Annotated in this window: 24 protein-coding genes; 13 read left to right on the forward strand and 11 right to left on the reverse strand. The window is 60.1% G+C overall.

Annotation, left to right across the window (positions count from 1 at the left end; translation table 11 throughout):
* The first annotated feature begins 72 nt into the window (after window positions 1-72).
* Together LJE98_RS15210 and LJE98_RS15215 are read left to right on the forward strand one after the other, a co-directional pair.
* Entirely contained in the window at window positions 73-474 is a 402-nt protein-coding gene (locus LJE98_RS15210; RefSeq protein ID WP_370660283.1) for a hypothetical protein, read from the forward strand.
* A gap of 61 nt (window positions 475-535) precedes the next feature.
* Entirely contained in the window at window positions 536-952 is a 417-nt protein-coding gene (locus LJE98_RS15215; protein ID WP_229576072.1) for an OsmC family protein, read from the forward strand.
* Here the strand turns inward: LJE98_RS15215 and LJE98_RS15220 are convergent.
* On the reverse strand, window positions 949-1,386 hold the full coding sequence (locus LJE98_RS15220) for a DUF1810 domain-containing protein (RefSeq protein ID WP_229576252.1): 438 nt from the start codon (window positions 1,384-1,386) through the stop codon (window positions 949-951). The two genes, LJE98_RS15215 and LJE98_RS15220, sit on opposite strands and share 4 nt — an antisense overlap.
* 341 nt (window positions 1,387-1,727) lie before the next feature.
* Here LJE98_RS15220 and LJE98_RS15225 point away from each other — a divergent pair, with 341 nt between their 5' ends.
* Window positions 1,728-2,831 (forward strand): DUF475 domain-containing protein, encoded by a 1,104-nt coding sequence (locus tag LJE98_RS15225; RefSeq protein ID WP_229576073.1) that lies wholly within the window; start codon window positions 1,728-1,730, stop codon window positions 2,829-2,831.
* Window positions 2,832-2,901: 70 nt separating this feature from the next.
* On the opposite strand, the gene LJE98_RS15230 is transcribed toward LJE98_RS15225, so the two are convergent.
* Window positions 2,902-3,081, reverse strand: coding sequence for a hypothetical protein (locus LJE98_RS15230; RefSeq protein ID WP_229576074.1), 180 nt, complete (start codon window positions 3,079-3,081; stop codon window positions 2,902-2,904).
* Between the two features lie 302 nt (window positions 3,082-3,383).
* Here LJE98_RS15230 and LJE98_RS15235 point away from each other — a divergent pair, with 302 nt between their 5' ends.
* The 4 genes from LJE98_RS15235 (at window position 3,384) to LJE98_RS15250 (ending at window position 5,756) form a co-directional block, all read left to right on the forward strand.
* Complete coding sequence (locus LJE98_RS15235; RefSeq protein ID WP_229576075.1) at window positions 3,384-3,929, forward strand: sigma-70 family RNA polymerase sigma factor; 546 nt, start codon at window positions 3,384-3,386, stop codon at window positions 3,927-3,929.
* Complete coding sequence (locus tag LJE98_RS15240) at window positions 3,916-4,689, forward strand: anti-sigma factor family protein (protein ID WP_229576076.1); 774 nt, start codon at window positions 3,916-3,918, stop codon at window positions 4,687-4,689. The genes LJE98_RS15235 and LJE98_RS15240 overlap by 14 nt, the downstream gene beginning before the upstream one ends.
* Window positions 4,690-4,709: 20 nt before the next feature.
* The gene (locus LJE98_RS15245; RefSeq protein WP_229576077.1) at window positions 4,710-5,429 is read left to right on the forward strand and encodes a Bax inhibitor-1/YccA family protein; all 720 of its coding nucleotides are present in this window, start codon (window positions 4,710-4,712) and stop codon (window positions 5,427-5,429) included.
* 168 nt (window positions 5,430-5,597) lie between these two features.
* Window positions 5,598-5,756 (forward strand): YqaE/Pmp3 family membrane protein, encoded by a 159-nt coding sequence (locus tag LJE98_RS15250; protein ID WP_229576078.1) that lies wholly within the window; start codon window positions 5,598-5,600, stop codon window positions 5,754-5,756.
* 180 nt (window positions 5,757-5,936) lie between these two features.
* On the opposite strand, the gene LJE98_RS20180 is transcribed toward LJE98_RS15250, so the two are convergent.
* Complete coding sequence (locus LJE98_RS20180) at window positions 5,937-6,071, reverse strand: hypothetical protein (RefSeq protein ID WP_267499075.1); 135 nt, start codon at window positions 6,069-6,071, stop codon at window positions 5,937-5,939.
* A 238-nt stretch (window positions 6,072-6,309) separates the two neighbouring features.
* Here LJE98_RS20180 and LJE98_RS15255 point away from each other — a divergent pair, with 238 nt between their 5' ends.
* The gene (locus LJE98_RS15255; protein WP_229576079.1) at window positions 6,310-6,585 is read left to right on the forward strand and encodes a hypothetical protein; all 276 of its coding nucleotides are present in this window, start codon (window positions 6,310-6,312) and stop codon (window positions 6,583-6,585) included.
* Entirely contained in the window at window positions 6,572-7,495 is a 924-nt protein-coding gene (locus LJE98_RS15260) for a DMT family transporter (RefSeq protein ID WP_420710158.1), read from the forward strand. The genes LJE98_RS15255 and LJE98_RS15260 overlap by 14 nt, the downstream gene beginning before the upstream one ends.
* An 85-nt stretch (window positions 7,496-7,580) precedes the next feature.
* Here the strand turns inward: LJE98_RS15260 and LJE98_RS15265 are convergent, their stop codons facing one another.
* The 6 genes from LJE98_RS15265 to LJE98_RS15290 all read right to left on the reverse strand — a co-directional run bounded on the left by LJE98_RS15265 (window position 7,581) and on the right by LJE98_RS15290 (window position 13,995).
* Window positions 7,581-8,585, reverse strand: coding sequence for a TRAP transporter substrate-binding protein (locus LJE98_RS15265; RefSeq protein ID WP_229576080.1), 1,005 nt, complete (start codon window positions 8,583-8,585; stop codon window positions 7,581-7,583).
* Between the two features lie 46 nt (window positions 8,586-8,631).
* On the reverse strand, window positions 8,632-9,909 hold the full coding sequence (locus tag LJE98_RS15270; protein WP_229576081.1) for a TRAP transporter large permease: 1,278 nt from the start codon (window positions 9,907-9,909) through the stop codon (window positions 8,632-8,634).
* Complete coding sequence (locus tag LJE98_RS15275) at window positions 9,909-10,442, reverse strand: TRAP transporter small permease (protein ID WP_229576254.1); 534 nt, start codon at window positions 10,440-10,442, stop codon at window positions 9,909-9,911. The genes LJE98_RS15270 and LJE98_RS15275 overlap by 1 nt, the downstream gene beginning before the upstream one ends.
* 7 nt (window positions 10,443-10,449) lie before the next feature.
* Window positions 10,450-11,619 (reverse strand): fumarylacetoacetate hydrolase family protein, encoded by a 1,170-nt coding sequence (locus tag LJE98_RS15280; RefSeq protein WP_229576082.1) that lies wholly within the window; start codon window positions 11,617-11,619, stop codon window positions 10,450-10,452.
* Window positions 11,620-11,775: 156 nt separating this feature from the next.
* Entirely contained in the window at window positions 11,776-12,504 is a 729-nt protein-coding gene (locus LJE98_RS15285) for a FadR/GntR family transcriptional regulator (RefSeq protein ID WP_229576083.1), read from the reverse strand.
* Window positions 12,505-12,537: 33 nt separating this feature from the next.
* Window positions 12,538-13,995, reverse strand: a complete 1,458-nt coding sequence (locus LJE98_RS15290) for an FAD-binding oxidoreductase (RefSeq protein WP_420710159.1) — start codon at window positions 13,993-13,995, stop codon at window positions 12,538-12,540.
* A gap of 163 nt (window positions 13,996-14,158) precedes the next feature.
* Here LJE98_RS15290 and denD point away from each other — a divergent pair, with 163 nt between their 5' ends.
* The 4 genes from denD (at window position 14,159) to LJE98_RS15310 (ending at window position 18,595) form a co-directional block, all read left to right on the forward strand.
* On the forward strand, window positions 14,159-15,142 hold the full coding sequence (denD, locus tag LJE98_RS15295) for a D-erythronate dehydrogenase (RefSeq protein WP_229576084.1): 984 nt from the start codon (window positions 14,159-14,161) through the stop codon (window positions 15,140-15,142).
* Entirely contained in the window at window positions 15,139-16,047 is a 909-nt protein-coding gene (locus LJE98_RS15300; RefSeq protein WP_324255851.1) for an NAD(P)-dependent oxidoreductase, read from the forward strand. The genes denD and LJE98_RS15300 overlap by 4 nt, the downstream gene beginning before the upstream one ends.
* Window positions 16,034-17,818 carry an IlvD/Edd family dehydratase gene (locus tag LJE98_RS15305; protein WP_229576086.1) on the forward strand — a complete coding sequence of 595 codons (1,785 nt, stop codon included), beginning with the start codon at window positions 16,034-16,036 and terminating at the stop codon, window positions 17,816-17,818. The genes LJE98_RS15300 and LJE98_RS15305 overlap by 14 nt, the downstream gene beginning before the upstream one ends.
* A gap of 108 nt (window positions 17,819-17,926) precedes the next feature.
* The gene (locus LJE98_RS15310; RefSeq protein ID WP_229576087.1) at window positions 17,927-18,595 is read left to right on the forward strand and encodes a BA14K family protein; all 669 of its coding nucleotides are present in this window, start codon (window positions 17,927-17,929) and stop codon (window positions 18,593-18,595) included.
* Between the two features lie 76 nt (window positions 18,596-18,671).
* On the opposite strand, the gene LJE98_RS15315 is transcribed toward LJE98_RS15310, so the two are convergent.
* Entirely contained in the window at window positions 18,672-19,082 is a 411-nt protein-coding gene (locus tag LJE98_RS15315; protein ID WP_229576088.1) for a response regulator, read from the reverse strand.
* Window positions 19,079-20,206 (reverse strand): PAS domain-containing protein, encoded by a 1,128-nt coding sequence (locus LJE98_RS15320; RefSeq protein WP_229576089.1) that lies wholly within the window; start codon window positions 20,204-20,206, stop codon window positions 19,079-19,081. Before LJE98_RS15320 ends, LJE98_RS15315 begins: the two co-directional genes overlap by 4 nt.
* Window positions 20,207-20,386 lie beyond the last annotated feature (180 nt).

Genomic DNA, 20,386 nt, shown 5'->3' on the forward strand with positions numbered 1-20,386 from the left:
GTCTGGCCGTGATCCAAACGAACATACCCGCCGTAGAAAGTCATATAGTCTTTCAAATGGGAGATCTTCGTTATGACCAGCAGCTTCCGCGCCGGATTGATCATGTTCATGACGTTCGCTTTGTCGGCTTCCCCTGGTTTGGCCAATGAGCGCTTCACCGCCAGTGACATCAAAGGCGAAATCATTGGCAAACGCATTTACCTTGCCGTGCCCCTGGGCGGCGAGTTCCCGCTGAACTATCGCACCAACGGTCAGGTCGATGGTTCCGGTGAGGCACTCGGGCTCGGTCGGTTCGCCAAGCCGAACGACAAGGGGCGTTGGTGGATTGCGGGCGACAAACTCTGTCAGCAGTTCACCAGCTGGTACAAGGGTGCGCCCATGTGCTTCGAACTCCTGCGAACCGGCGACAAGAAACTGAAATGGATCCGTGACAACGGCCAGACGGGGACGGCCCGGATCGGCAGCAGCATCTGACGCTGCTTGCACCGCATGGACCGGGTCTCTATTTTGCATTTTCCGCAGAACGGGGACCGCAATGGCAGATCTGAGAAGCCGGCCGATCGGTGCGACGGCAACGCTGGGCAAGACGGGCTATCCTGCCATTCGATCGGCCACCGGCGGGGAACTCGACGTCGTCACAGGCCCTTCCCAGCCAGGCTTCAACCCGCTGGATCTCCTCCTCGCCTCACTTGCCGCCTGCATGAGCATGAGTGCGCGGATCGCGGCGCGCGAAATGGGGCTGCATGAGGTCGTCGAAAGGGTTACGGCAACCGTCAGCGGAGAGAAAGCCGCAGATGAGCCACTGCGTTTTGCCGGTTTCACAGTCGTCCTGGCCATCGACGGCGCCCTGGATCACGATCAGCGCGTGGCGCTTGCACACCGGGCGGAAGCGATATGCACCGTCAGCAACAGTCTGGCGGTCCGTCCGACTGTGCGTGTTGCAACCGCCTAGTCGCCGAGCAGCCTCAGGGTGACGGCATCGGGAACACCATCGCAGAAGACATCCAGTGCCCGACGAAAAATCGCGCCTTCCTCGTTGAGAGCCACGGCCGCAAACAAGGTCATGGACGACCGAAATTTCAGATCGTCGGGATGACCGAATATCTCCACCAGACGGCGGTCCGCATGGGCGAGAACAGCTTCCGTCGCCTCCACCAACCCTTTGCCGAGCAAGGGATGCGCGAGGTAGGCACGTGCCTCATCTGCCGAGCGGAGCGCAAAGTGCCGCGCTGTCGCAGAATTCCCAAGGCCCTCGAGCTGCGGAAAAATGTACCACATCCAGTGGCTACGCTTTTGCCCGCTCCGCAACTCCTTGAGCGCTTGCGCATAGCCCTCTGCCTGTGCAGCGAGGAAACGCCCTAGATCCAGCTCCGGATCGCCGTCCATCATCAAATCCTCCTTCTGATCCGAGGCGGCGCCCCGTTGAGACGTTGCGCTGACTTTGCCCACCAGATCCACCGCGCCGCCCTCCCCGCGTTAAATCTTGACCTTTGAGCAATGTTCGTTAACAAGAACGTGAGGCGCCGTGGTTTCAGCATCACCGCGTCCAAACCTGGTGCCGGGCCCCTCTGGCGAGAGTTTACGGCGCTCTCGTGATGTCGGTACCGCCAGCAATTTGAGCCGGCGGATTCTAAAACAATGAACACTTGGATCATGCTTCATGCGAAGGCGTGCAGGGCACTTCGCATCTCTACTCTTGCCACCTCCTTTCGCCTGGAGGTCCGCTCGTGAGCACATCATCAGCAACGGGTGCAAAGTCCACCCTCGGTTATTTCCGCTGGGCCTTCATCGTCACGGTCATTGGCCTCATCCTCGGCGGCGTCCTCGGCTGGCAATCGACCGGCACCTTGGGCGGCATGGCGACTGTCTTCTTCATCTGCGCGGTTCTGGCCGTCCTGGAGATTTCGCTCTCCTTTGACAACGCGATTGTCAACGCCAACAAACTCAAGGACATGACACCGGTCTGGCAGCATCGCTTCCTGACCTGGGGCATCATCATCGCCGTATTCGGCATGCGCATCGTCTTCCCGCTGCTGATTGTGGTCATTGCCGCCCAGATCGGCCCGATCGAGGCGATCATTCTCGCAGCTCGCGAGCCGGCCGAATACGCACGCATCATGAACGATGCGCATCTTCCGATCGCGGCCTTCGGCGGCACCTTCCTGATGATGGTCGGCCTCACCTATTTCTTCAACCATGAGAAGGATGTGCACTGGATCGAGTGGCTCGAGAAGCACATGGCACGCTCGGCCTCCATCAAGGGTATCGAGATTGCGCTCGTCTTGCTCCTGATCCTGTTGTTCTCCTACCTTCTCGACGGCGAAGAAGCGACAACCTTTGTCTATTCGGCCATTTACGGGCTCGTGACCTTCCTGGCCGTCGAAGTGCTGGGGGGCCTGCTTGACGCCTCGCAGAAGACCATGAGTGAAGCGGCCAAGGGTGGCCTCGGCGCCTTCATCTACCTTGAAGTACTCGACGCCAGCTTCTCCTTCGATGGCGTCATCGGCGCCTTCGCGCTGACGCAGAACTTGTTCATCATCGCGATCGGCCTCGGCATCGGCGCCATGTATGTGCGCTCGATGACCATCATGCTGGTGGAGAGGGGCACGCTGGCCGAGTACCGCTATCTCGAACATGGAGCATTCTACGCCATCCTGATCCTCTCCGTGATCATGTATGTCCAGACTCTCTTCCATATCCCGGAAGTGATCACCGGCCTTGGTGGCGCGGCCCTCATCGGTATCTCGCTCTGGTCCTCCATTAAATACAATCGCGAGGAACGGGCAGAGGAAGAACGTCTCGCCCACGAAGCCGTCGCCGAGAACATCTGATCACGTGCGATCGAGACACATCAGAAGGCCGGCGTTTTCGCCGGCCTTTTTACGTTGCAGTGATGGCTGCTCAATCGGGGCCCACATCGGTACCGCGGGAGCCGACTTTGGGCAGCGACCCCGTTCCCGGTGTCTTCATGGGATCCTGAAGCTCCGGCTTGTCATGGGGCCCGGCGGCCGGCATGCCCTCAGCCTTGGACTTGTCTTTCTCCGCCCGGTGCTCGCGCGGCTTCTCGCTCTCTTCGCTCATGGGATATCTCCGTTCCTGGGACAGGAGAAACATGCGCCGAACCTTCATGGTTCCGGGTTCATCCTTCGAGAACCCCGCTAATTTTTAAATCTGGAGAACAGTCGCTGCCTATGGCAGCAAAGCAAGAACGTCATGAGACCGCTGATGAACCCCACCCAAGTAGCTACAATGTCCTCGTCACCGGTATGAACTTGCAATCGTCGCCGCCGGCAATCTTGTCCAGACCACTGCCTCCGAAACCATATGCGAAAAAAATTGGCTGACGATGGAATAGCATCGCGTCCAGCTCCGTATACTGGAGCATGACGACGAATTCGAACCCGTTCAACGTGATTGGCCAGCTCGCAGCCCTGCGACGCTACGCCCGTTCGCTCGTCAGAAATTCGGACGAGGCGGAAGATCTGGTTCACGACGCCCTCGTACGGGCGCTGGAGCGCAGGTCGACCTTCAGGAGTGACGGCAGCATCCGCAACTGGCTGATGTCGATCCTGCACAATACCCATATCGACCGGCTCCGCCGCGACCGTTCTGTCAATCGCCGTCACGACGCAGCCCGCGAGCTGTCCGAGACGGTGGCTCCAGCAGGACAGGAACACACCGTGCGCCTCTCACAGGTGCGAGACGCCTTTCTCGCCCTGCCGGAAGAGCAGCGCGAAGCACTGCATCTCGTGGCCATCGAAGAGCTTTCCTATCAGGAGGCCGCGGATGTCCTGAACATACCTGTGGGAACGCTGATGTCCCGCATATCGCGTGCCCGTGCCCGGCTTCGGGCCATGGAAGGCGGCGAGGATGCGAACCCCGTTTCCCACCTCAGAATTGTTGGAGGAAACCCCGATGACCAGCCATGACCCCGTGATCGAGGCCGACCTGCACGCCTATGTCGACGACCAGCTGGATGTCGGTCGTCGCATCGAGGTCGAAGCCTATCTGTCGGAGAACCCATCCATCGCTGCCAAGGTCATGGCAGATCTCCGGGTCCGTGATGAATTGCGTCTGGCATTGGCGGGCATGCCGACAGCGGTGCGCCAGGAGACACGCGATGCGGCACGGGTCCTCGAAAACGCCATGAACCGCCCGCGCACCGTCGACGTGATGCGTCGTGCGGCGGCCGTCGCTCTGCTCGTCGGCGCCGGCTGGGTTGCCCATGGCTGGATCGACCCCGGCAGTATCGGCGAGGTGGTGGCCTCGGTGCCGCCGCCGCAATTTGTCGAAGAAGCCATGCGCGCCCACCAAACGGCGGAACTGCGCAAGCAGATGCCATCGCAAATCGAGGCAGGCCGCTTCGATCCCGCAGAAATCCGAGCGGCGACAGCGATCGTGCTTCCTGCCATGCCGACGGAATGGTCCGTGCGGGATGCGCAGGTTTTCCCCTCGACCTATGGCCCGAGCGTTGAGCTCGAAGTCGAGCCCCAATCCGGTGAAAGGATGTCCCTTTTTGCCGTCCGGCCTGGCAATTTTTCTGTTCAGCAGGTGCTGCTGAAGCAGGAGGGTCAGACCAACGCCGCCTACTGGCAGATCGGCGAGGTAGCCTACGCGCTGATCTCCGAAACTGAAAACGCGGACAAGCTGGCCGAACAGGCCCGCAAGCTTGCCCGCACCCTTTACTGATCCCAAGGAGGAAACTGACTATGGATCCCATCCAGAACCGCTTCGGCTACGGCGCTCAGGCCCAGTCCGCGGCACTCTTCGACGAAGGTCTGCGCAAGCACATGCTGCGCGTCTACAACTATATGGGCCTCGGGCTGGTCATCACCGGCATCGTCGCCTTCTTCGTCAGCCAGACACCGGCTCTCTATGTGCCGATCTTCTCGACCCCGCTGAAGTGGGTCGTGATGCTGGCACCGCTCGCCTTCGTCTTCTTCTTCTCGTTCCGCATCCACGCCATGTCAGCCGCCACCGCGCAGATGGCCTTCTGGGCGTTTGCGGCCGTGATGGGTCTGTCGCTGTCGTCCGTGTTCCTGGTCTTCACCGGAACCTCGATCGCCCGCACCTTCTTCATCACCGCCACCATGTTCGGCACGATGAGCCTCTACGGCTACACGACCAAGCGTGACCTCTCGAAGTTCGGCTCCTTCCTGGTCATGGGTCTGATCGGCGTCATCATCGCCTCGGTCGTCAACATGTTCCTGGGCTCAAGCGCCCTGCAGTTTGCGATTTCCGTGATTGGCGTCGTCGTCTTCGTCGGCCTGACCGCCTGGGATACACAGAACATCAAGGAACAGTATGCCGAGAACGTCGACCAGGAGAGCCAGCAAAAGCTCGCCGTCTTTGGTGCGCTGTCGCTCTACCTCAACTTCGTCAACCTGTTCCAGCTGTTGCTGAGCCTGACGGGCCAGCGCGAGGAATAACAATAAACGCGTCGGGAGAACGACGAAAGAAGACGTGCCCGGGTCGCAGGCCCGGGCACGTCCGTGTTCGAGGCGCAGCAGAACTTTCTCTAGCTATGGCTTTATCTTGATCGAACGATCCAGCCTGTACCGCGTTATACGGGCGACACAAACCCAATCGGAGTTTCCATGGACGTCGTTCGCATTCTTCTCGCAATCCTCCTGCCGCCGGTCGGCGTTTTCCTCCAGGTGGGCATCGGACTGCACTTCTGGCTGAACATTTTGCTGACGCTCTTCGGCTACCTGCCGGGCATCATCCACGCGATCTGGGTCATCATTCGGAAATAACCCGTCGGATATACCGAGGCTTGCAGGCAGAGCGGGAACGAACGCCCGCTCTTTCGCATCGGCGCGCTCCATGAGAACAGCCGGCCGCGTCCAGCGCCCCATCACGGGCACAACATTGGGAATGCCTGGCCGCCTACGCGACGCTTCTGGCAAGCAGGAATTGCCAGGTTCCGTGCGCCGTTAGAGCGTAACGACCAGTGCGGCCAGGAACAGGATCGAGATCGCAACGGCCGCCATTGCCACTCGCTGCCGACAGATGTCGAGTGAGTGTGTGGATTTGGATTCACCGAAAATCTTTGCGATCGCATCTGACATGGCAGTCTCCGACGACACCCGGCCATTCATTGGCCCCGGCTTATATCGACACATTTTCGTCATAATTGAGCCGAGGTCAACAATCACGACTAGATTGGTATTCTAAAGATTCCACGCGTCGGAAAAACAGCACCCAACTTCCCCCCCAGCCATGAAAATTTCAGCGCCTGCCCGGCCTCAATACCCTTTGAACAGCGTTTTCATCTGAGCAGCGATCGGTTTGGCGAGAAATGAGACGATGGTGCGTGAGTTTGTCGCCTGGTCGACGTCGATTTCGGCAGGGAGAACATCGACGGCGCTGACGATTTCAGGCGAGGTCGCTAGGCGGCTTCAGGCCATCGACTTGGTGAAAGCTGCCTCAGCGCTTGCTCGCGAAGTGCAGCGACAGCCTCGTTTCCGACTTGCCAATTTTCGAATGATCGGAGAAAAACAATCAAATTTGTCAGGCAACATGACAAAAATGAAACCCGGCTGGGATCGACTTGGGAGGAGTGATGACAATGCGCACGACTGATGACCGCGGGCAAAGCGCCTTGCGTTTTGCCGGCATGGCAGGCCCGGCCGTCATGCTGCTCGGTATGCTGCTCTTCGCCATGAACGACGCCATGGGAAAGTGGCTCGTCGCGAGTTACGGCATCGGGCAGGTCATTCTGATCCGGAGTATCGCGGCTCTGCTCATCCTTGCGCCCTTCCTCTGGATGGCCGGCCTCAAACCGGTCGTCGAGGCGGAGAGATCGGGACTGCAGCTGATGCGGGTCGTCTTCTCGACCCTCGAGCTGTTCTGCTTCTACTATGCGGTCATGTACCTGCCGCTTGCCGATGTCATGACGTACTGGCTGGCGGCCCCGATCTACGTGGCTGCGGCAGCGCCATTCCTCTTGGGTGAAAAGGTCGGCTGGCGGCGTTGGGGCGCAATTGCCGTAGGCTTTATCGGTGTCGTCATCACGCTCGAACCGTCGAGTGCAATGTTCACGGCACCAGCATTGATTTCCATCATCGGCACGGCTGCCTTCGCACTCATGATGCTCACCGGGCGCAGCCTCAGGGGCACACCCGACAAGACCCTGGTGCTGTTTCAGACAGGCGGCGCGGCCGTTGTCGGACTGATCGCTGCCCCCTTTGGCTGGGCTCCGCTCAATTCCGGGACGGAAGTGCTTCTGCTTGGCCTGCTCGGCATCGTCGCGATGAGTGCGCATATGCTGGTCAACCGGGCGCTGAAGATTTCGGACGCAGCGACGGTCGCTCCGCTGCAGTACACGCTTCTGCTGTGGGCCGTGGTGTTCGGATACGCCTTCTTCAACGAAGTCCCCCGGCTGACCATGCTGATGGGCGCATCGCTGATCGTCGGGTCCGGTCTTTTCATCTTCTTCCGTGAACAGCAATTGAAGAAGAGGGACAAGGTTCTGCCCGCCATTCCGGAATAGCAACAATGAAAAAGCCCGCAGCGGCATGTCCGCTGCGGGCTCTTTCTGGTGCGGCTCCTTAAGGAGAGCCGCGACCAGGGAGGTTTTACTTCCGGATTTCGGCGAGCTGAGCCATGATGCTGTCGACTACGTCAGCGCCAATCGCGTCCTTGTGCTTCTCGTAGACCACCATCGACTTCTCGCGAATACGTGCCTGTTCCTCGTCTGACAGCGCGTTCACTTCAAGGCCGGCAGCCTTGATCTTCTCGAGGGACTGCTTGTTGAGGTCGGCGATGACACTGCGCTCGACGTCACGGCCGACCGTCGCGCATTCGCGCAAGGCTGCCTGCTCTTCCGGCGTGTAGGTGTCGAAGATCGCCTTGGAGAAGAGGAACAGGAACGGCGTGTAGGCGTGGTTGGTCTCCGTGACATACTTCTGCACTTCGAAGAACTTCGAGGTGTCGATCGTCACATAGGGGTTTTCCTGCGCATCGATGGTCTTGGTCTCGAGCGCCGAGAACACTTCACCGAACGCCATTGGCGTTGCATTGGCGCCGAGGTTCTGGAAAGTGTCGAGGAAGATGTTATTCTGCATGACGCGAACCTTCATGCCCTCGAAGTCTTCCCACTTCGTCACCGGACGAACCGAGTTGGAAAGGTTGCGGAAGCCGTTTTCCCAGTAACCCAGATTGACCAGGCCGACGGCCGCCATTTTCTCGTTCATCATCGTGCCGAAGTCGCCGTCCAGCACCGTGTAGGCTTCCTGGGCGTTGGCGAAGAGGAACGGCAGATCGAAGACGCCGAGCGCCGGCTCGATGCCGACCAGCGGCGATGACGATGTCACCACGGCTTCCTGAACGCCGGAACGCAGGGCCTGCGTTGCCTGAAGGTCGCCGCCGAGGGCACCGCCCCAGAAAGCCTGCAGCTTCAGCTTGCCGCCGGACTTGTCATCCAGGCATTTCTGCATGGCTTCAATTCCGTTGCCGACCGGGTGGTCGGCATTGATGCCGTTCGAGACGCGAATGGTGCGCTCGTTGAATTCGGCGAAGGCCGGAGCGGCTCCGGAAACGGCAAATGCCATTGCTGTCGTTGCGAGTAGTATCTTTCTCATAGTGTATCCTCCCTTGGATTGAAATGAGTGGGTTGAGCTTGGGTCGTTACCGGAGCCATTGCGCCGGCACGATGACGATGTCGGGGAATATGACGAGCAGGACCAGAACCAGAACCTGCGCCAGCAGGAAAGGAACGATACCCGTCACGACCTTGCCGAGCGGTACGCGCCCGACCCCGCTGACCACGTTGAGCACGACGCCGACGGGCGGCGTGATCAGGCCGATGCAGCAGTTCATGATGAACATGACACCGAAGTAGACCGGGTCGATGCCTGCCTGCTTGATGATCGGCATCAGTACGGGTGTCAGGATCAGGATGGTTGGCGTCAGATCGAGTGCTGTGCCGACCACAAGAACCAGCGCCATGATGACGAACATCAGAAGCATGGGACGATCGATCAGGGGCTCGATGTAACGCGTGATCTCACCGGGAATGTTCGCGGCGGTAATCAGCCATGCGGACACGAGAGCAGCGCAGACCAGGAACATGATGATCGAGGTTGTCTTGGCTGCCTGGAGAATGACCCGTGGTAGATCCTTGGGCTTCAGCTCGCGATAGATCACCATACCGACGAACATGGCATAGGCCGCCGCGATGACTGCCGCTTCCGTAGGCGTGACCACACCGGCCTTGATGCCCCCGAGGATGATCACCGGCATGCCGAGTGCCCATGCGGCACGCCCTGTCGCGCGCAGTCGATCTTTTGCCGGCGCCTTTGGCAAGGGCAGAACTTTGTCCTTCCGCACCACGACCTGCCAGGCAATGACAAGCGCGATCCCCATCAACATGCCAGGAACGATTCCCGCCATGAAGAGCTGCGTAATCGAGACATTCGCCGCCACACCGAAGACGATGAATGCCATTGACGGCGGGATGACGGGCGCGATGATGCCGCCGGATGCGATGAGACCAGCGGAGCGCGGCACGTTGTATCCGGCCTTGGCCATCATCGGAATGAGGATCGCGGCAAGAGCTGCCGTATCGGCTGCGGCCGAGCCGGAGATGCTGGCCATGATCACGGCAGCCATGATGGCAACGATGCCGAGGCCGCCCCTGATATGCCCGACACAGGCAATGGCGAATTCGATGATGCGGCGAGACAAACCGCCGGAATTCATCAGTTCACCTGCCAGGACGAAGAACGGGATTGCGAGCAGCGTGAACGTGTCGGCGCCCGCGATCATGTTCTGAGCGATGATCTGGCTGTTGAACATGCCCATGTACCACATGAGCGTGACGCCGCAGAACATCAGCGCAAAGGCGACGGGAACGCCGATGGCCATGGCGCCGAGGAGAGAGACAATAAAGACGACGAGGGTCATCAGGCGCGCTCCACCAGCTTCTCGATGCCGTGGTGTTCGCCTGCAAAGGCGGCGATTTCACTTTCGGTGACACGCCCGGTGACCAGACGGAAGAGGCGTTCGAGTGCGATGAGGCTGCAGCCGGCGCCAGTGAAGAAGCCGATACCATAGACCCATCCCATGGAGAGGCCCGTCACGGGCGCACTCATGCTGGCATTGATCGGCAACTGCTTCCAGGTCCCCCAGAAGAAGATCGCCGAAACGCCGAAAATCAGAAGATTGGACAAGATCATGCAGGTGACGCGTCCGCGTCGACCGAAGGTCGCGACCAGACTTTCAACACCCATATGTCCATATTCGCGAAATCCGACGACAGCGCCGACGAAGGTCAACCAGACAAAGAAGTATCGGGCCATCTCATCCGAAACCGTGAGGCCGGAATTGAAGCCGTAGCGCAAGATGACGTTGACAAACACCATGATTGCCATGCCCGACAGGAGCAGGATCAAGAGCAATTCAAGGAACTTGTAGAAAAGATCGACAGCTCTGGTCATACGCATCTCACGCCTTGTCGAGCAGGCCGCGCTGGGCCAGGTTGCGGAAAAGGGCACGTGTCCCGAAGACCCATTCCGGACAGGAATCCGTGCGATCGACCCAGTTGACCAGACGTCCCAGCTTCGGCGTGGCGATCTCGACGCGATCTCCCACTTCGTGGGTAAAGCCGAGACCGGCGCCACGTCGGTCCTTGACCGGGGCAAACATGGTCCCGAGAAACAGAACCGCGCCGTCGGGATATTGATGGTTTCGGTTGCGCAATTGGGAAGCCAGATTTTCCGGCGTGCGACTGATCGCTTCCATCGGACTTTCCCCCGTCATCTCGAAGCCGTCTTCTCCGCGCACGAGCAGCGAGACACGAACCTTGCGCAACACTTCCATCGTGAAGCTGCCGTGGAAGAGCCGGATGAAGGGCCCGATCGAGCAGGACGCGTTATTGTCCTTCGCTTTTCCGAGAAGCAGTGCCGACCGGCCTTCGACATCCCGCAAATTCACGTCGTTGCCGAGCGTCGCGCCGATGATCTTGCCGTCGGAACGAACTGCAAGAACGATTTCGGGCTCCGGATTGTTCCACTGCGAAATCGGATGAATTCCGACGGCGTCACCGCAGGTGACCGAGGACATCGGCTGCGCCTTGGTGAAGATCTCGGCGTCTGGCCCGATACCGACTTCCAGATATTGCGACCATAGCCCCATGTCCTGCAACAGCGCCTTGACCTTGGCTGCCTGCTCCGAGCCTGCGACAAGCCCACGAAGACTGTCGCCCAATACTGGGGCCAGCTCCTTGCGGATGGCTTGGGCGCGGGCCGCATCACCCTTTGCCTGCTCTTCGATCACACGCTCCAACATGCTGTCAGCGAAGGTCACGCCGGCAGCCTTCACGGCCTGCAGATCGATCGGCGCAAGCAGACGTCCTGCCTGACCGGAAAGAAAATCGTCGAGCGTACCGAGTATGGGAAGGTCGTCCTGCGACGAGAGGCGTTCTGCCAGGTCTTCGATCTCGAACAGGCCGGAAGCCGTCGGCGCGATGGCCGTCAGGTCGAGCACTTCGCCGTGGCGAACGAGAACCACGCAGGGACCGCCGGCGACATTGGACCAGACGCGACCAACCAGCAGCGCTTCCGATGCATCTTCCGGCAGAATATATGCGGATTCCAGGCGTACTCCAGACTGCAAGACGGACCTCCTCCCTGTCCTTGGGCCGGGACTGACGTCGCCTTGCCCTATTGTCAGGATGTCTGACAACTCTTCATGTGCATTCTTAAGGTCAGAATTTCAGGCTGTCTACCCCGTAGAAGCACCTTGTTGACAACCCGCCCACCGGTTCGGCGGTCAGAACTGCTCGAGACTGAGGTCGATACGGCTCGCGGCGCCATGCAGATGGGCCCGCATCGCCTCGCGTGCCTCAACCGCATTGCCACTTGCAATCGCGTCCCTCAAGCGAACATGCTCGGCGATCGTCACCTCCACGATCTCCTCGAGAACAGCACGGGACCGGGCGGCATTGATTGCGAGGCTGATCCGCTCCGCAATGAAACCGATGAAAAGTGCAAAATATTCGTTGTGCGTCGCCTCGGCGACCGCCCGGTGAAAGGCGAGATCCGCAACAATCCCCTGCTCCGTCCACTTGGCGGCCCCGGTCATATGCGACAGGGCGTCGTCGATCCTGGCGAGATCATCTGGCGTATGGTGAACAGCCGCCAGACCCGCCGCCTCGATTTCGAGCGGCACGCGCAACTGGAAGAGCGCCCGGAAACTCTGCGGCTCGAACAGTTCGCCATCCTTTATCCGGATCGGCCGGGCGGAGGGTTCGCTGACGAACGCGCCCACACCCTGGCGGGTTTCGACGAGCCCTTCACTACGCAATTGCGCAATCGCTTCACGGACGACCGAACGGCTGACGGCAAGCGTCTTGGCGAGAACATGCTCCGTGGGCAAACGCTCGCCTGGCTTCAGCCGCCCCTGGCTTATCTCATCGGCCAATTGGGCGGCGATGCGAGCAGGCAGGTGCTCGCTGCGCCTGATTTGTCCGAAGTTGATCTGCCCGAGGTCGATCGCCATACCTGCTCCTCTCCTTGCCACCGCTCCGGTATTTCATGAATCCGTATCGGAATTCAATTGGCAACCCGGGTTCATGATCCAGTCCGGATCGATTGCCTGCTTGACGGCGGTCAACAACCGCCGCTGGACGGGTGGCAGGCGCTGGAGGAAATCGGCCTTCTTCAGGCGACCAATCCCGTGTTCGGCGCTGATCGACCCATCAAAATCATCGAGCACCGCATTGATCACGCCTTTCGCCTCATAGATCTGCTGCTGAACCTCCTCACCAGAGAGCCCCCCATGGGGGAGCACATTGAGATGCACGTTCCCGTCACCGACATGGCCATAGGAGACACAGATGCAGTCGGGCAGACGCACCATGACCGCAGCCTCTGCCGCCTCGACGAAAGTAGCCAGACGCGACAGCGGGACAGAGATATCGGTTCGCAAATGGGGCCCACGCCTTGCCTGCCCTTCGTTCATCCCCTCCCGGAACAACCAGAGGTTCTTCGCCTGGCTTCGGGAGGCGGCAATCACCCCGTCCAGCACCAGACCATCCTCCATCACGCCTTCCAGGAAGCGATGCATGAGGTCTTCGATATCGACGAGCCCGGAGCCCGAGATCTCCATCAACACATATGCCGGATAGTCAGCGCTCATGGGCATTGCGAGATCGGGTATCGCCTCTTGCGCCAGAGTGAAGGCGATCGGAGGCATGAACTCGAAGGCGGACATCAGATCGCAGCAATCGCGGCGCGCCCGACGATAGAGCGCGATCGCATCCGACAGCGTACCCAGACCCAGAAGTGCCGTCGCAACCTTCTCGGCCGGAGGCATGAGCTTCACGGAAACGGCCGTGATGATCCCCAGTGTCCCCTCAGCGCCGATGAACAACTGCTTCAGATCTATCCCGCGATTATCCTTCCTGAGCGTCGACAGGCCTTCGAAGACCGAGCCATCCGGCAGCACGACTTCAAGGCCCAGAACCAGTTCACGCGTCATGCCGTAGCGCAACACGTTGATACCGCCGGCATTGGTCGAGACATTGCCGCCGATCCGGCACGACCCCTGCGCTCCGAGCGCCAGCGGGAAGTAGAGACCCGCTTCCTCCACCCGGTCCTTGAATTCCGATAGGATCACGCCTGCCTCGACGACGGCGGAAAAATCATCCTCGTCGATCCGCCGGATGGCCGTCATGCGCTCCAGGCTGACAATCACCTGGCGACTTGGATCGTCGGGTGTGCAGCCGAGCACAAGCCCGGTATTCCCCCCTTGAGGAACGATCGAAAGGCCGAGGGCACGGATGGCGCGAACGGCGGCACAAACCTCCGCTGTCGAGCGGGGCCGGACCACCGCGACCGCTCCGGTCGTCACGTCACCGTGCCAGTCGCGGCAGTAGCGCTCTATGTCCTGACCGCTCAGGACGAGATCGTCCCCCAATGCTGTGGCAAGGGCAGCGACCATCTCGCTGGACGAACCGCTGATTTTCATCTGGCCATTTGCAGCCTGCATCACTCTTGCTCCTCGACACTTGGGACCGGGCGAATATCCAAGATTTGGGTTTTCAAACTGATGATATAAGGTTATCAGACAACCTTACAATTGATTTTTTGAGTTTCCGCCCTTGCCTCATTGTTTGGCCGGGCGGATGAATGCCAAGGGAGGAAATCACAAAATGCACGTGCTCATCATCGGCGCGGCCGGCATGGTCGGTCGCAAGCTAGCAGAACGCCTCACCAGGGATCGCACCCTGGCCGGCCAGACCGTCGAGGCCATGACGCTCGTGGATGTCGTGGCGCCGGAAGCACCCGCTTCGTTCACGGGGAAAGTGTCGCTTCAGACGCTGGACCTGTCCAATCCGGGCTCCGCCGAGACCCTGATCGCGTCTCGCCCCGATGTGATCTTCCACCTAGCCGCCATCGTCTCCGGGGAAGCCGAACTCGATTTTGAAAAGGGCTACCTGATCAATCTCGACGGCACGCGCCACCTGTTCGAAGCGATCCGATTGGCCCATCTGGCCGATGGTTATCGCCCGAGGCTTGTCTTCACCTCCTCCATCGCGGTCGTCGGCGCCCCACTGCCCTACCCGATCCCTGACGATTTCCACACGACGCCGCTGACCAGCTACGGAACGCAAAAGGCGATCTGCGAACTGTTGCTGTCGGACTATTCGCGGAAGGGTTATTTCGACGGCATCGGCATCCGGCTGCCCACGGTCTGCATTCGCCCCGGCAGACCGAACAAGGCCGCATCCGGCTTCTTTTCCAACATCCTGCGAGAACCTCTCGTTGGCCAGGAAGCCATCCTACCGGTGAATGAAGATGTGCGCCATTGGCATGCTTCGCCGCGCTCGGCGGTAGGCTTCCTCATCCATGGCGCCACCATCGATCTCGAGGAGGTCGGCCCGAGACGCAATCTCTCCATGCCGGGGTTGAGCGCGACCGTCGGCGAACAGATCGAGGCCCTGCGGCGTGTTGCCGGTGAAAAAGCCGTCAAGCTCATCCGCCGCGAGCCGGACGAGACAATCATGCGCATCTGCGCTGGCTGGGCTCCCGGTTTCGAGGCGACCCGCGCACGCGCACTCGGCTTCACTGCGGAGAACTCCTTCGACGAGATCATCCGCGTTCACATCGAGGACGAGCTGGGAGGAAGCCTGTGACAGCAAGAGCCACTCGACAGATAGCTTTTCTCGGCACGGGGCTGATGGGCGCCCCGATGGCGAAACGTTTGCTCGCCGCCGGCTTTCCGGTAACCGTGTGGAACCGTGATCTCCGCAAGGCAGAAATATTGGCGGCCTTCGGCGGCGCGGTCGCACAGAGCCCGGCCGAAGCAGTCAATGGCGCCGACATCGTCTTCACCATGCTGTCGGACGGCGCGGCCGTCACGGACGTGCTGTTCGCGCAAGGCGTTGCCGATGCCCTGAAACAGGGCGCCGTCGTCGTCGACACCTCGTCGATTGCACCTCCCATCGCAAGGGAGCATGCATCAAAACTCGCCGATCGCGGGGTCGTCCACATCGACGCTCCCGTCTCCGGTGGGGTCGTGGGCGCCGACGCCGGCACGCTCGCAATCATGGCCGGCGGGGATGCGGACATCGTCGCTGAGCTTGCCGAGGTCTTCGCCCCGCTGGGCCGAGTGACGCATGTCGGCGGCTCGGGCGCAGGACAGATCTGCAAGCTTGCCAACCAGCAGATCGTCGCCATCACCATCGGTGCGGTTGCTGAAGCCATGATGCTGGTCGAAGCGGGTGGCGCATCCCGCGAAAAATTCCGGGAAGCGATCCGGGGCGGGTTTGCCGAGAGCCGCATCCTCGACTTGCACGGTCAGCGCATGGTCGATCGGAACTTCAAGCCGGGAGGCCTTTCACGCCTGCAGCTGAAGGATTTGAATGCCGTTGCGGCCATGGCCGAAGTATTCAAATTGGAGCTGCCACTCACCGCCGACATCCGACAGGCCTTCGAGACATTCGTGGCCGAAGGAAACGGCGAACTGGATCACAGCGCGCTTCTTCTCCACCTTGAAAAGATCAACCACCGCAAAGGTGCCACCGATGACCGAGACTGAAAAGCCGAAACGCCGGCTGCGCTCGCAGGACTGGTTCGACAATCCTGATCATCTCGACATGACAGCGCTCTATCTCGAGCGCTTCATGAACTATGGCACCACGCCAGAGGAGTTGCGTTCCGGCAAGCCGATCATCGGCATCGCCCAGTCAGGCTCCGACATCAACCCCTGCAACCGGCATCACCTCGATCTCGCCAAGCGGGTACGCGACGGCATCCGCGATGCCGGCGGCATCCCGATCGAATTTCCTTCGCATCCCCTTTTCGAGAACTGCAAGCGCCCAACTGCGGCCCTCGACCGGAACCTTGCCTATCTCGGCCTTGTCGAACTGCTCTATGGCTATCCCTTCGATGGCGTCGTTTTGACCACGGGCTGCGACAAGACCACACCATCCGCCCTGATGGCCGCCTCGACCGTCGATCTGCCGGCTATCGTCCTGTCCGGCGGACCAATGCTCGACGGTTGGCACGACGGCGAACTGGTCGGATCCGGCACCGTGATCTGGCGGTCACGGCGCAAATACGCCGCCGGTGAAATCACTCGGGAAGAGTTCCTCGAACGCGCGCTCGATTCCGCCCCCTCCATTGGCCATTGCAACACCATGGGCACGGCCTCGACCATGAATGCGATCGCGGAGGCACTCGGCATGTCGCTGACAGGCTGCGCCGCTATCCCGGCCGCCTATCGGGAACGTGGCCAGATGGCCTACCGCACCGGCAGACGGGCAGTGGAACTGGTCCTGGAGGATGTTCGCCCCTCTGACATCCTGACACGAGAGGCCTTCCTCAACGCCATACGGGTCAATTCCGCGATTGGCGGCTCGACCAATGCCCAGCCCCATCTGATGGCCATGGCAAAACATGCCGGCGTGGAACTGCTGCCCGAAGATTGGCAGGTCCACGGATATGACATCCCCCTTCTGGCCAATGTCCAGCCCGCTGGCGCCTATCTCGGTGAGCGGTTCCACCGGGCGGGCGGTGTGCCAGCGATCATGTGGGAACTGATGCAGGCCGGCAAGATCGACGGGGATTGCTCGACAGTGACCGGGCGCACCATGGGAGAAAACCTCGAGGGCCGCGAGGCGACAGACCGCGAGGTGATCAAACCCTACGGCGAACCCATGCGCGAACGAGCGGGCTTCGTCGTGTTGAAGGGCAATCTCTTCGATTTCGCCATCATGAAGACAAGCGTCATTTCGGAAGGTTTCCGCATGCGCTACCTTCAGGAGAAGGGACGCGAGGGCATCTTCGAAGGCCGCGCGATCGTCTTCGACGGTTCCGAGGATTATCATCGGCGGATCAACGACCACGGTCTCGACATCGACGAGAACTGCGTTCTGGTCATTCGCGGTGCCGGTCCGCTCGGCTGGCCGGGTTCCGCCGAAGTGGTGAACATGCAGCCACCGGACCACCTCATCAAGCGCGGGATACTGAGCTTGCCGACGATTGGCGATGGCCGGCAATCGGGCACGGCGGACAGCCCCTCCATCCTCAACGCCTCGCCCGAAAGTGCGGCCGGTGGCGGCCTCGCATGGGTGCGGACCGGCGACCTCATCCGGATTGATCTCAATCAGGGTCTCTGCGACATGGTCGTGGATGATGCCGAGATCGCGCGGAGAAAAGCGGAAGGGATTCCGCCGGTGCCCGCAGACGCGACACCGTGGCAAAGGCTGTATCGTCAGACTGTGACACAGCTCTCCGATGGAGCCACGATCCGAGACGCGCACGAGTTCAGGCAGATCTCAAAGGTTCCACCTCGCCACAATCACTGAAAGTGCGTTTACCAAACGACCCGCAAAAACAAGCTGCAATCAGTTTCACCGGGAACCGCATGCCGAGATTTTCATTCTCCTGTCATGATATGACAGAGGGAGATCCCGATGAAACCCGTTCTGGAACTGCTTGCAGCTTCGGCCCTCTCGGTCGGGATGGTGATCGGCGGCGTGGTGGTTGCCTCGGCAGCATTCGCGCCTGACGAGAAACAACAGCACCACTTCACCGGCCTCGACATCGCCGACCTGTGGACGTCTGAACCGGTTCGCGTCGATCGCAGCCAGCAGAATTTGGAGCGCCTGCCCCCGCGTTATGCCAGCCATGTTGTGATGACGGACCCGCAGCCGACAGAACTTGCGGATCAGGCAAAGCATGGGAAAGTCGGATCAGGCGCCGACGGCCTCGATTTTGCCTCGACCAGTTCCGTTATGGACGCCTCAACCGACACAACGTCTGCCGCCCTGGCGCCTCAGCATGTCTCATGGTGCGAGGAACGATACCGTTCCTATGATCCTGCCAGCAACACCTATCGCAGTTTCAGCGGTGAGTTGCGTGACTGCGCCTCGCCTTATGAGATGTACAATGCACCTGAGGAAGCGGGCGAAGGTCGATTGATCGCCGTCAGCAGCGATCAGACCGAGGTTGCCCCTTCCATGGCTGACAACCGGAACATTCGGGCCTGCATGGAACGCTACCGCTCGTACCGTGTGGAGGACAATACATATCAGCCTTACGGGTCCGGTCCCCGCAGGCAATGCCAGATCGTCTCCTTCTAGAGAGATGCCAGCTCCAGAATATCGTTCTAAAAATTCCGCGCCTTGATGCTCGGTTCGCAGTCCTGCTGGAAATGCGTCAGGACGCTGGCACCCGCTCGCAGAGGATGAGGCCGGATGGAGCGGCGGCCTCAAGGCCGGCGACCGTTGCCGCGATGTATGTCAGAGCGTTCTGCAGACCGTTCATTGTATAGGGCTTCTCGATCGCACCGAGCGCACCGACGAAATCATCTGGAATCCGTTTGACGTTGCCCGTCACGAACACAAAGGGGATCTCACGCTCGGCCAGACGCCGGCCGATGTCGATGCCCGATGGGCCGTCACTCAGGTGGACGTCCACGAAGGCGAATTCGGGAACGCTTGTTTCTATGATGTCGAAGGCAGCCTTTCGCGATGCTGCGGTCCCAACGACCACATGGCCAGCCGATTCCACTTCGAGTTCCAGCTCCAGAGCCAGCAGCGCCTCATCTTCGACGATCATGATCTTCAAGTGTTCGTATCCTCTTTCTCTTCGACCAGCATGGTGACCAACACATCCGTACGATGCCCGTCCACCTCCCGACGGATTTCGGCACCCAATTGCCGGGCACAGGTTTCCAGCATCAGCTTGCCGAATGCATCTTCCTCCGGATTGACCGACACCGGTGTGGTGGTGTCGGTGACCCGGATCAGGAAATGTCCGTTCGTCCGCTTCACCTGCAGATGGATGTCGCCACCCCCGTCGCTCAACCCGCGGCGGACGGCATCGAGCACCAACTCATTGATGATGAGCGCAAGTGGCGAGGCCTTCACCGCAGGAACGAGAACCGGAGAGAGATCGGTCACGACACGAATGTCGTCGCGCTTAAGGGCGCCGACGAGATCCTCGATCAGGTCCTTGGCAAATTCGGAAACATCGAACCGTCCGAGATCACTGCTGGTGAACAGCTTGCGCTGGACAGTGCTCAGCGCCTCTACCCGGTTAAGCACCGAGAAAAGCGTCCGTTTGACGACTTCGCTATCCGACATGCGTGCCTGAAGCTTCACGATGGAGGCGATCGTCAGGAGATTGTTCTTCACGCGATGATCGACTTCATGGACAAGAATCGTTTGCGCCTTCAAGGCCTCCGACAGGTCATGAGTACGCCTGGCCACTTCCTCCTCGGCGAGGTTGCGGGCCTCGGCGAGCTCGCGTTCCTTGCTCTTGATCGTCGTGAAGTCGAGTTGCGATGCGAAGAAATAGATGACGTCTCCATCGACATTACGAACAGGACTGACAAACAGAGCGTTCCAGAAGGACGTTCCATCCTTTCGGTAGTTGAGGATATCCAGCGCGACATCCTCCTCTGCCGCGATCGCTTTACGCAGTGTGTCTACGGCCTCGGGAGAGGTATCCGGTCCCTGCAGGAGGCGGCAATTCCGCCCGATCAGTTCGTCGAAGGAGTAGCCCGTGAGTGTCACGAAAGCCTGATTGCAGAAGATGATAGGATTGTCGGGCTGCCTTGGATCAGTGATCAGCATGGGCATGCGCGTGGCCTTGAAGGCCGCAGGAAACGGATCTTCGGCCAGATGCGAGGCAAGCAGTCTGTCGCCAGCATCCTGTGCGCCGCGTCGTGAGGATTTTTGTTCGGTCATTCACACCCTGCCTTGGATCAGGCCGCTGACTAAATGATGTATTCCGAAAAAAGTTCCAGGCCCACTCAAGGATTCTCAGCCTAGGCCCACTTGCGAAGCAGACGATCCAGGCCCACACCTAGCCAGTTAAGGGAATGGACTTGCATCCTTATTTCCCCTATCTCACGAGAGTAAAGCCGA

Origin of the sequence: Rhizobium sp. 'Codium 1' (assembly GCF_020889605.1) — a bacterium.
Taxonomy (GTDB): domain Bacteria; phylum Pseudomonadota; class Alphaproteobacteria; order Rhizobiales; family Rhizobiaceae; genus Allorhizobium; species Allorhizobium algae.

What these genes read in the sequence shown, in the direction of transcription:
- LJE98_RS15230 (WP_229576074.1), bottom strand. Translation starts at nt 3,081, where the DNA reads ATGAGCGAAGAGAGCGAGAAGCCGCGCGAGCACCGGGCGGAGAAAGAC.
- LJE98_RS15290 (WP_420710159.1), bottom strand. Translation starts at nt 13,995, where the DNA reads ATGCAGGCTGCAAATGGCCAGATGAAAATCAGCGGTTCGTCCAGCGAG.
- LJE98_RS15265 (WP_229576080.1), bottom strand. Translation starts at nt 8,585, where the DNA reads ATGAGAAAGATACTACTCGCAACGACAGCAATGGCATTTGCCGTTTCC.
- LJE98_RS15270 (WP_229576081.1), bottom strand. Translation starts at nt 9,909, where the DNA reads ATGACCCTCGTCGTCTTTATTGTCTCTCTCCTCGGCGCCATGGCCATC.
- LJE98_RS15245 (WP_229576077.1), top strand. Translation starts at nt 4,710, where the DNA reads ATGGATCCCATCCAGAACCGCTTCGGCTACGGCGCTCAGGCCCAGTCC.
- LJE98_RS20180 (WP_267499075.1), bottom strand. Translation starts at nt 6,071, where the DNA reads ATGTCAGATGCGATCGCAAAGATTTTCGGTGAATCCAAATCCACACAC.
- denD (WP_229576084.1), top strand. Translation starts at nt 14,159, where the DNA reads ATGCACGTGCTCATCATCGGCGCGGCCGGCATGGTCGGTCGCAAGCTA.
- LJE98_RS15250 (WP_229576078.1), top strand. Translation starts at nt 5,598, where the DNA reads ATGGACGTCGTTCGCATTCTTCTCGCAATCCTCCTGCCGCCGGTCGGC.
- LJE98_RS15220 (WP_229576252.1), bottom strand. Translation starts at nt 1,386, where the DNA reads ATGGACGGCGATCCGGAGCTGGATCTAGGGCGTTTCCTCGCTGCACAG.
- LJE98_RS15235 (WP_229576075.1), top strand. Translation starts at nt 3,384, where the DNA reads ATGACGACGAATTCGAACCCGTTCAACGTGATTGGCCAGCTCGCAGCC.
- LJE98_RS15240 (WP_229576076.1), top strand. Translation starts at nt 3,916, where the DNA reads ATGACCAGCCATGACCCCGTGATCGAGGCCGACCTGCACGCCTATGTC.
- LJE98_RS15320 (WP_229576089.1), bottom strand. Translation starts at nt 20,206, where the DNA reads ATGACCGAACAAAAATCCTCACGACGCGGCGCACAGGATGCTGGCGAC.
- LJE98_RS15305 (WP_229576086.1), top strand. Translation starts at nt 16,034, where the DNA reads ATGACCGAGACTGAAAAGCCGAAACGCCGGCTGCGCTCGCAGGACTGG.
- LJE98_RS15310 (WP_229576087.1), top strand. Translation starts at nt 17,927, where the DNA reads ATGAAACCCGTTCTGGAACTGCTTGCAGCTTCGGCCCTCTCGGTCGGG.
- LJE98_RS15275 (WP_229576254.1), bottom strand. Translation starts at nt 10,442, where the DNA reads ATGACCAGAGCTGTCGATCTTTTCTACAAGTTCCTTGAATTGCTCTTG.
- LJE98_RS15255 (WP_229576079.1), top strand. Translation starts at nt 6,310, where the DNA reads ATGGTGCGTGAGTTTGTCGCCTGGTCGACGTCGATTTCGGCAGGGAGA.
- LJE98_RS15260 (WP_420710158.1), top strand. Translation starts at nt 6,572, where the DNA reads ATGCGCACGACTGATGACCGCGGGCAAAGCGCCTTGCGTTTTGCCGGC.
- LJE98_RS15215 (WP_229576072.1), top strand. Translation starts at nt 536, where the DNA reads ATGGCAGATCTGAGAAGCCGGCCGATCGGTGCGACGGCAACGCTGGGC.
- LJE98_RS15210 (WP_370660283.1), top strand. Translation starts at nt 73, where the DNA reads ATGACCAGCAGCTTCCGCGCCGGATTGATCATGTTCATGACGTTCGCT.
- LJE98_RS15285 (WP_229576083.1), bottom strand. Translation starts at nt 12,504, where the DNA reads ATGGCGATCGACCTCGGGCAGATCAACTTCGGACAAATCAGGCGCAGC.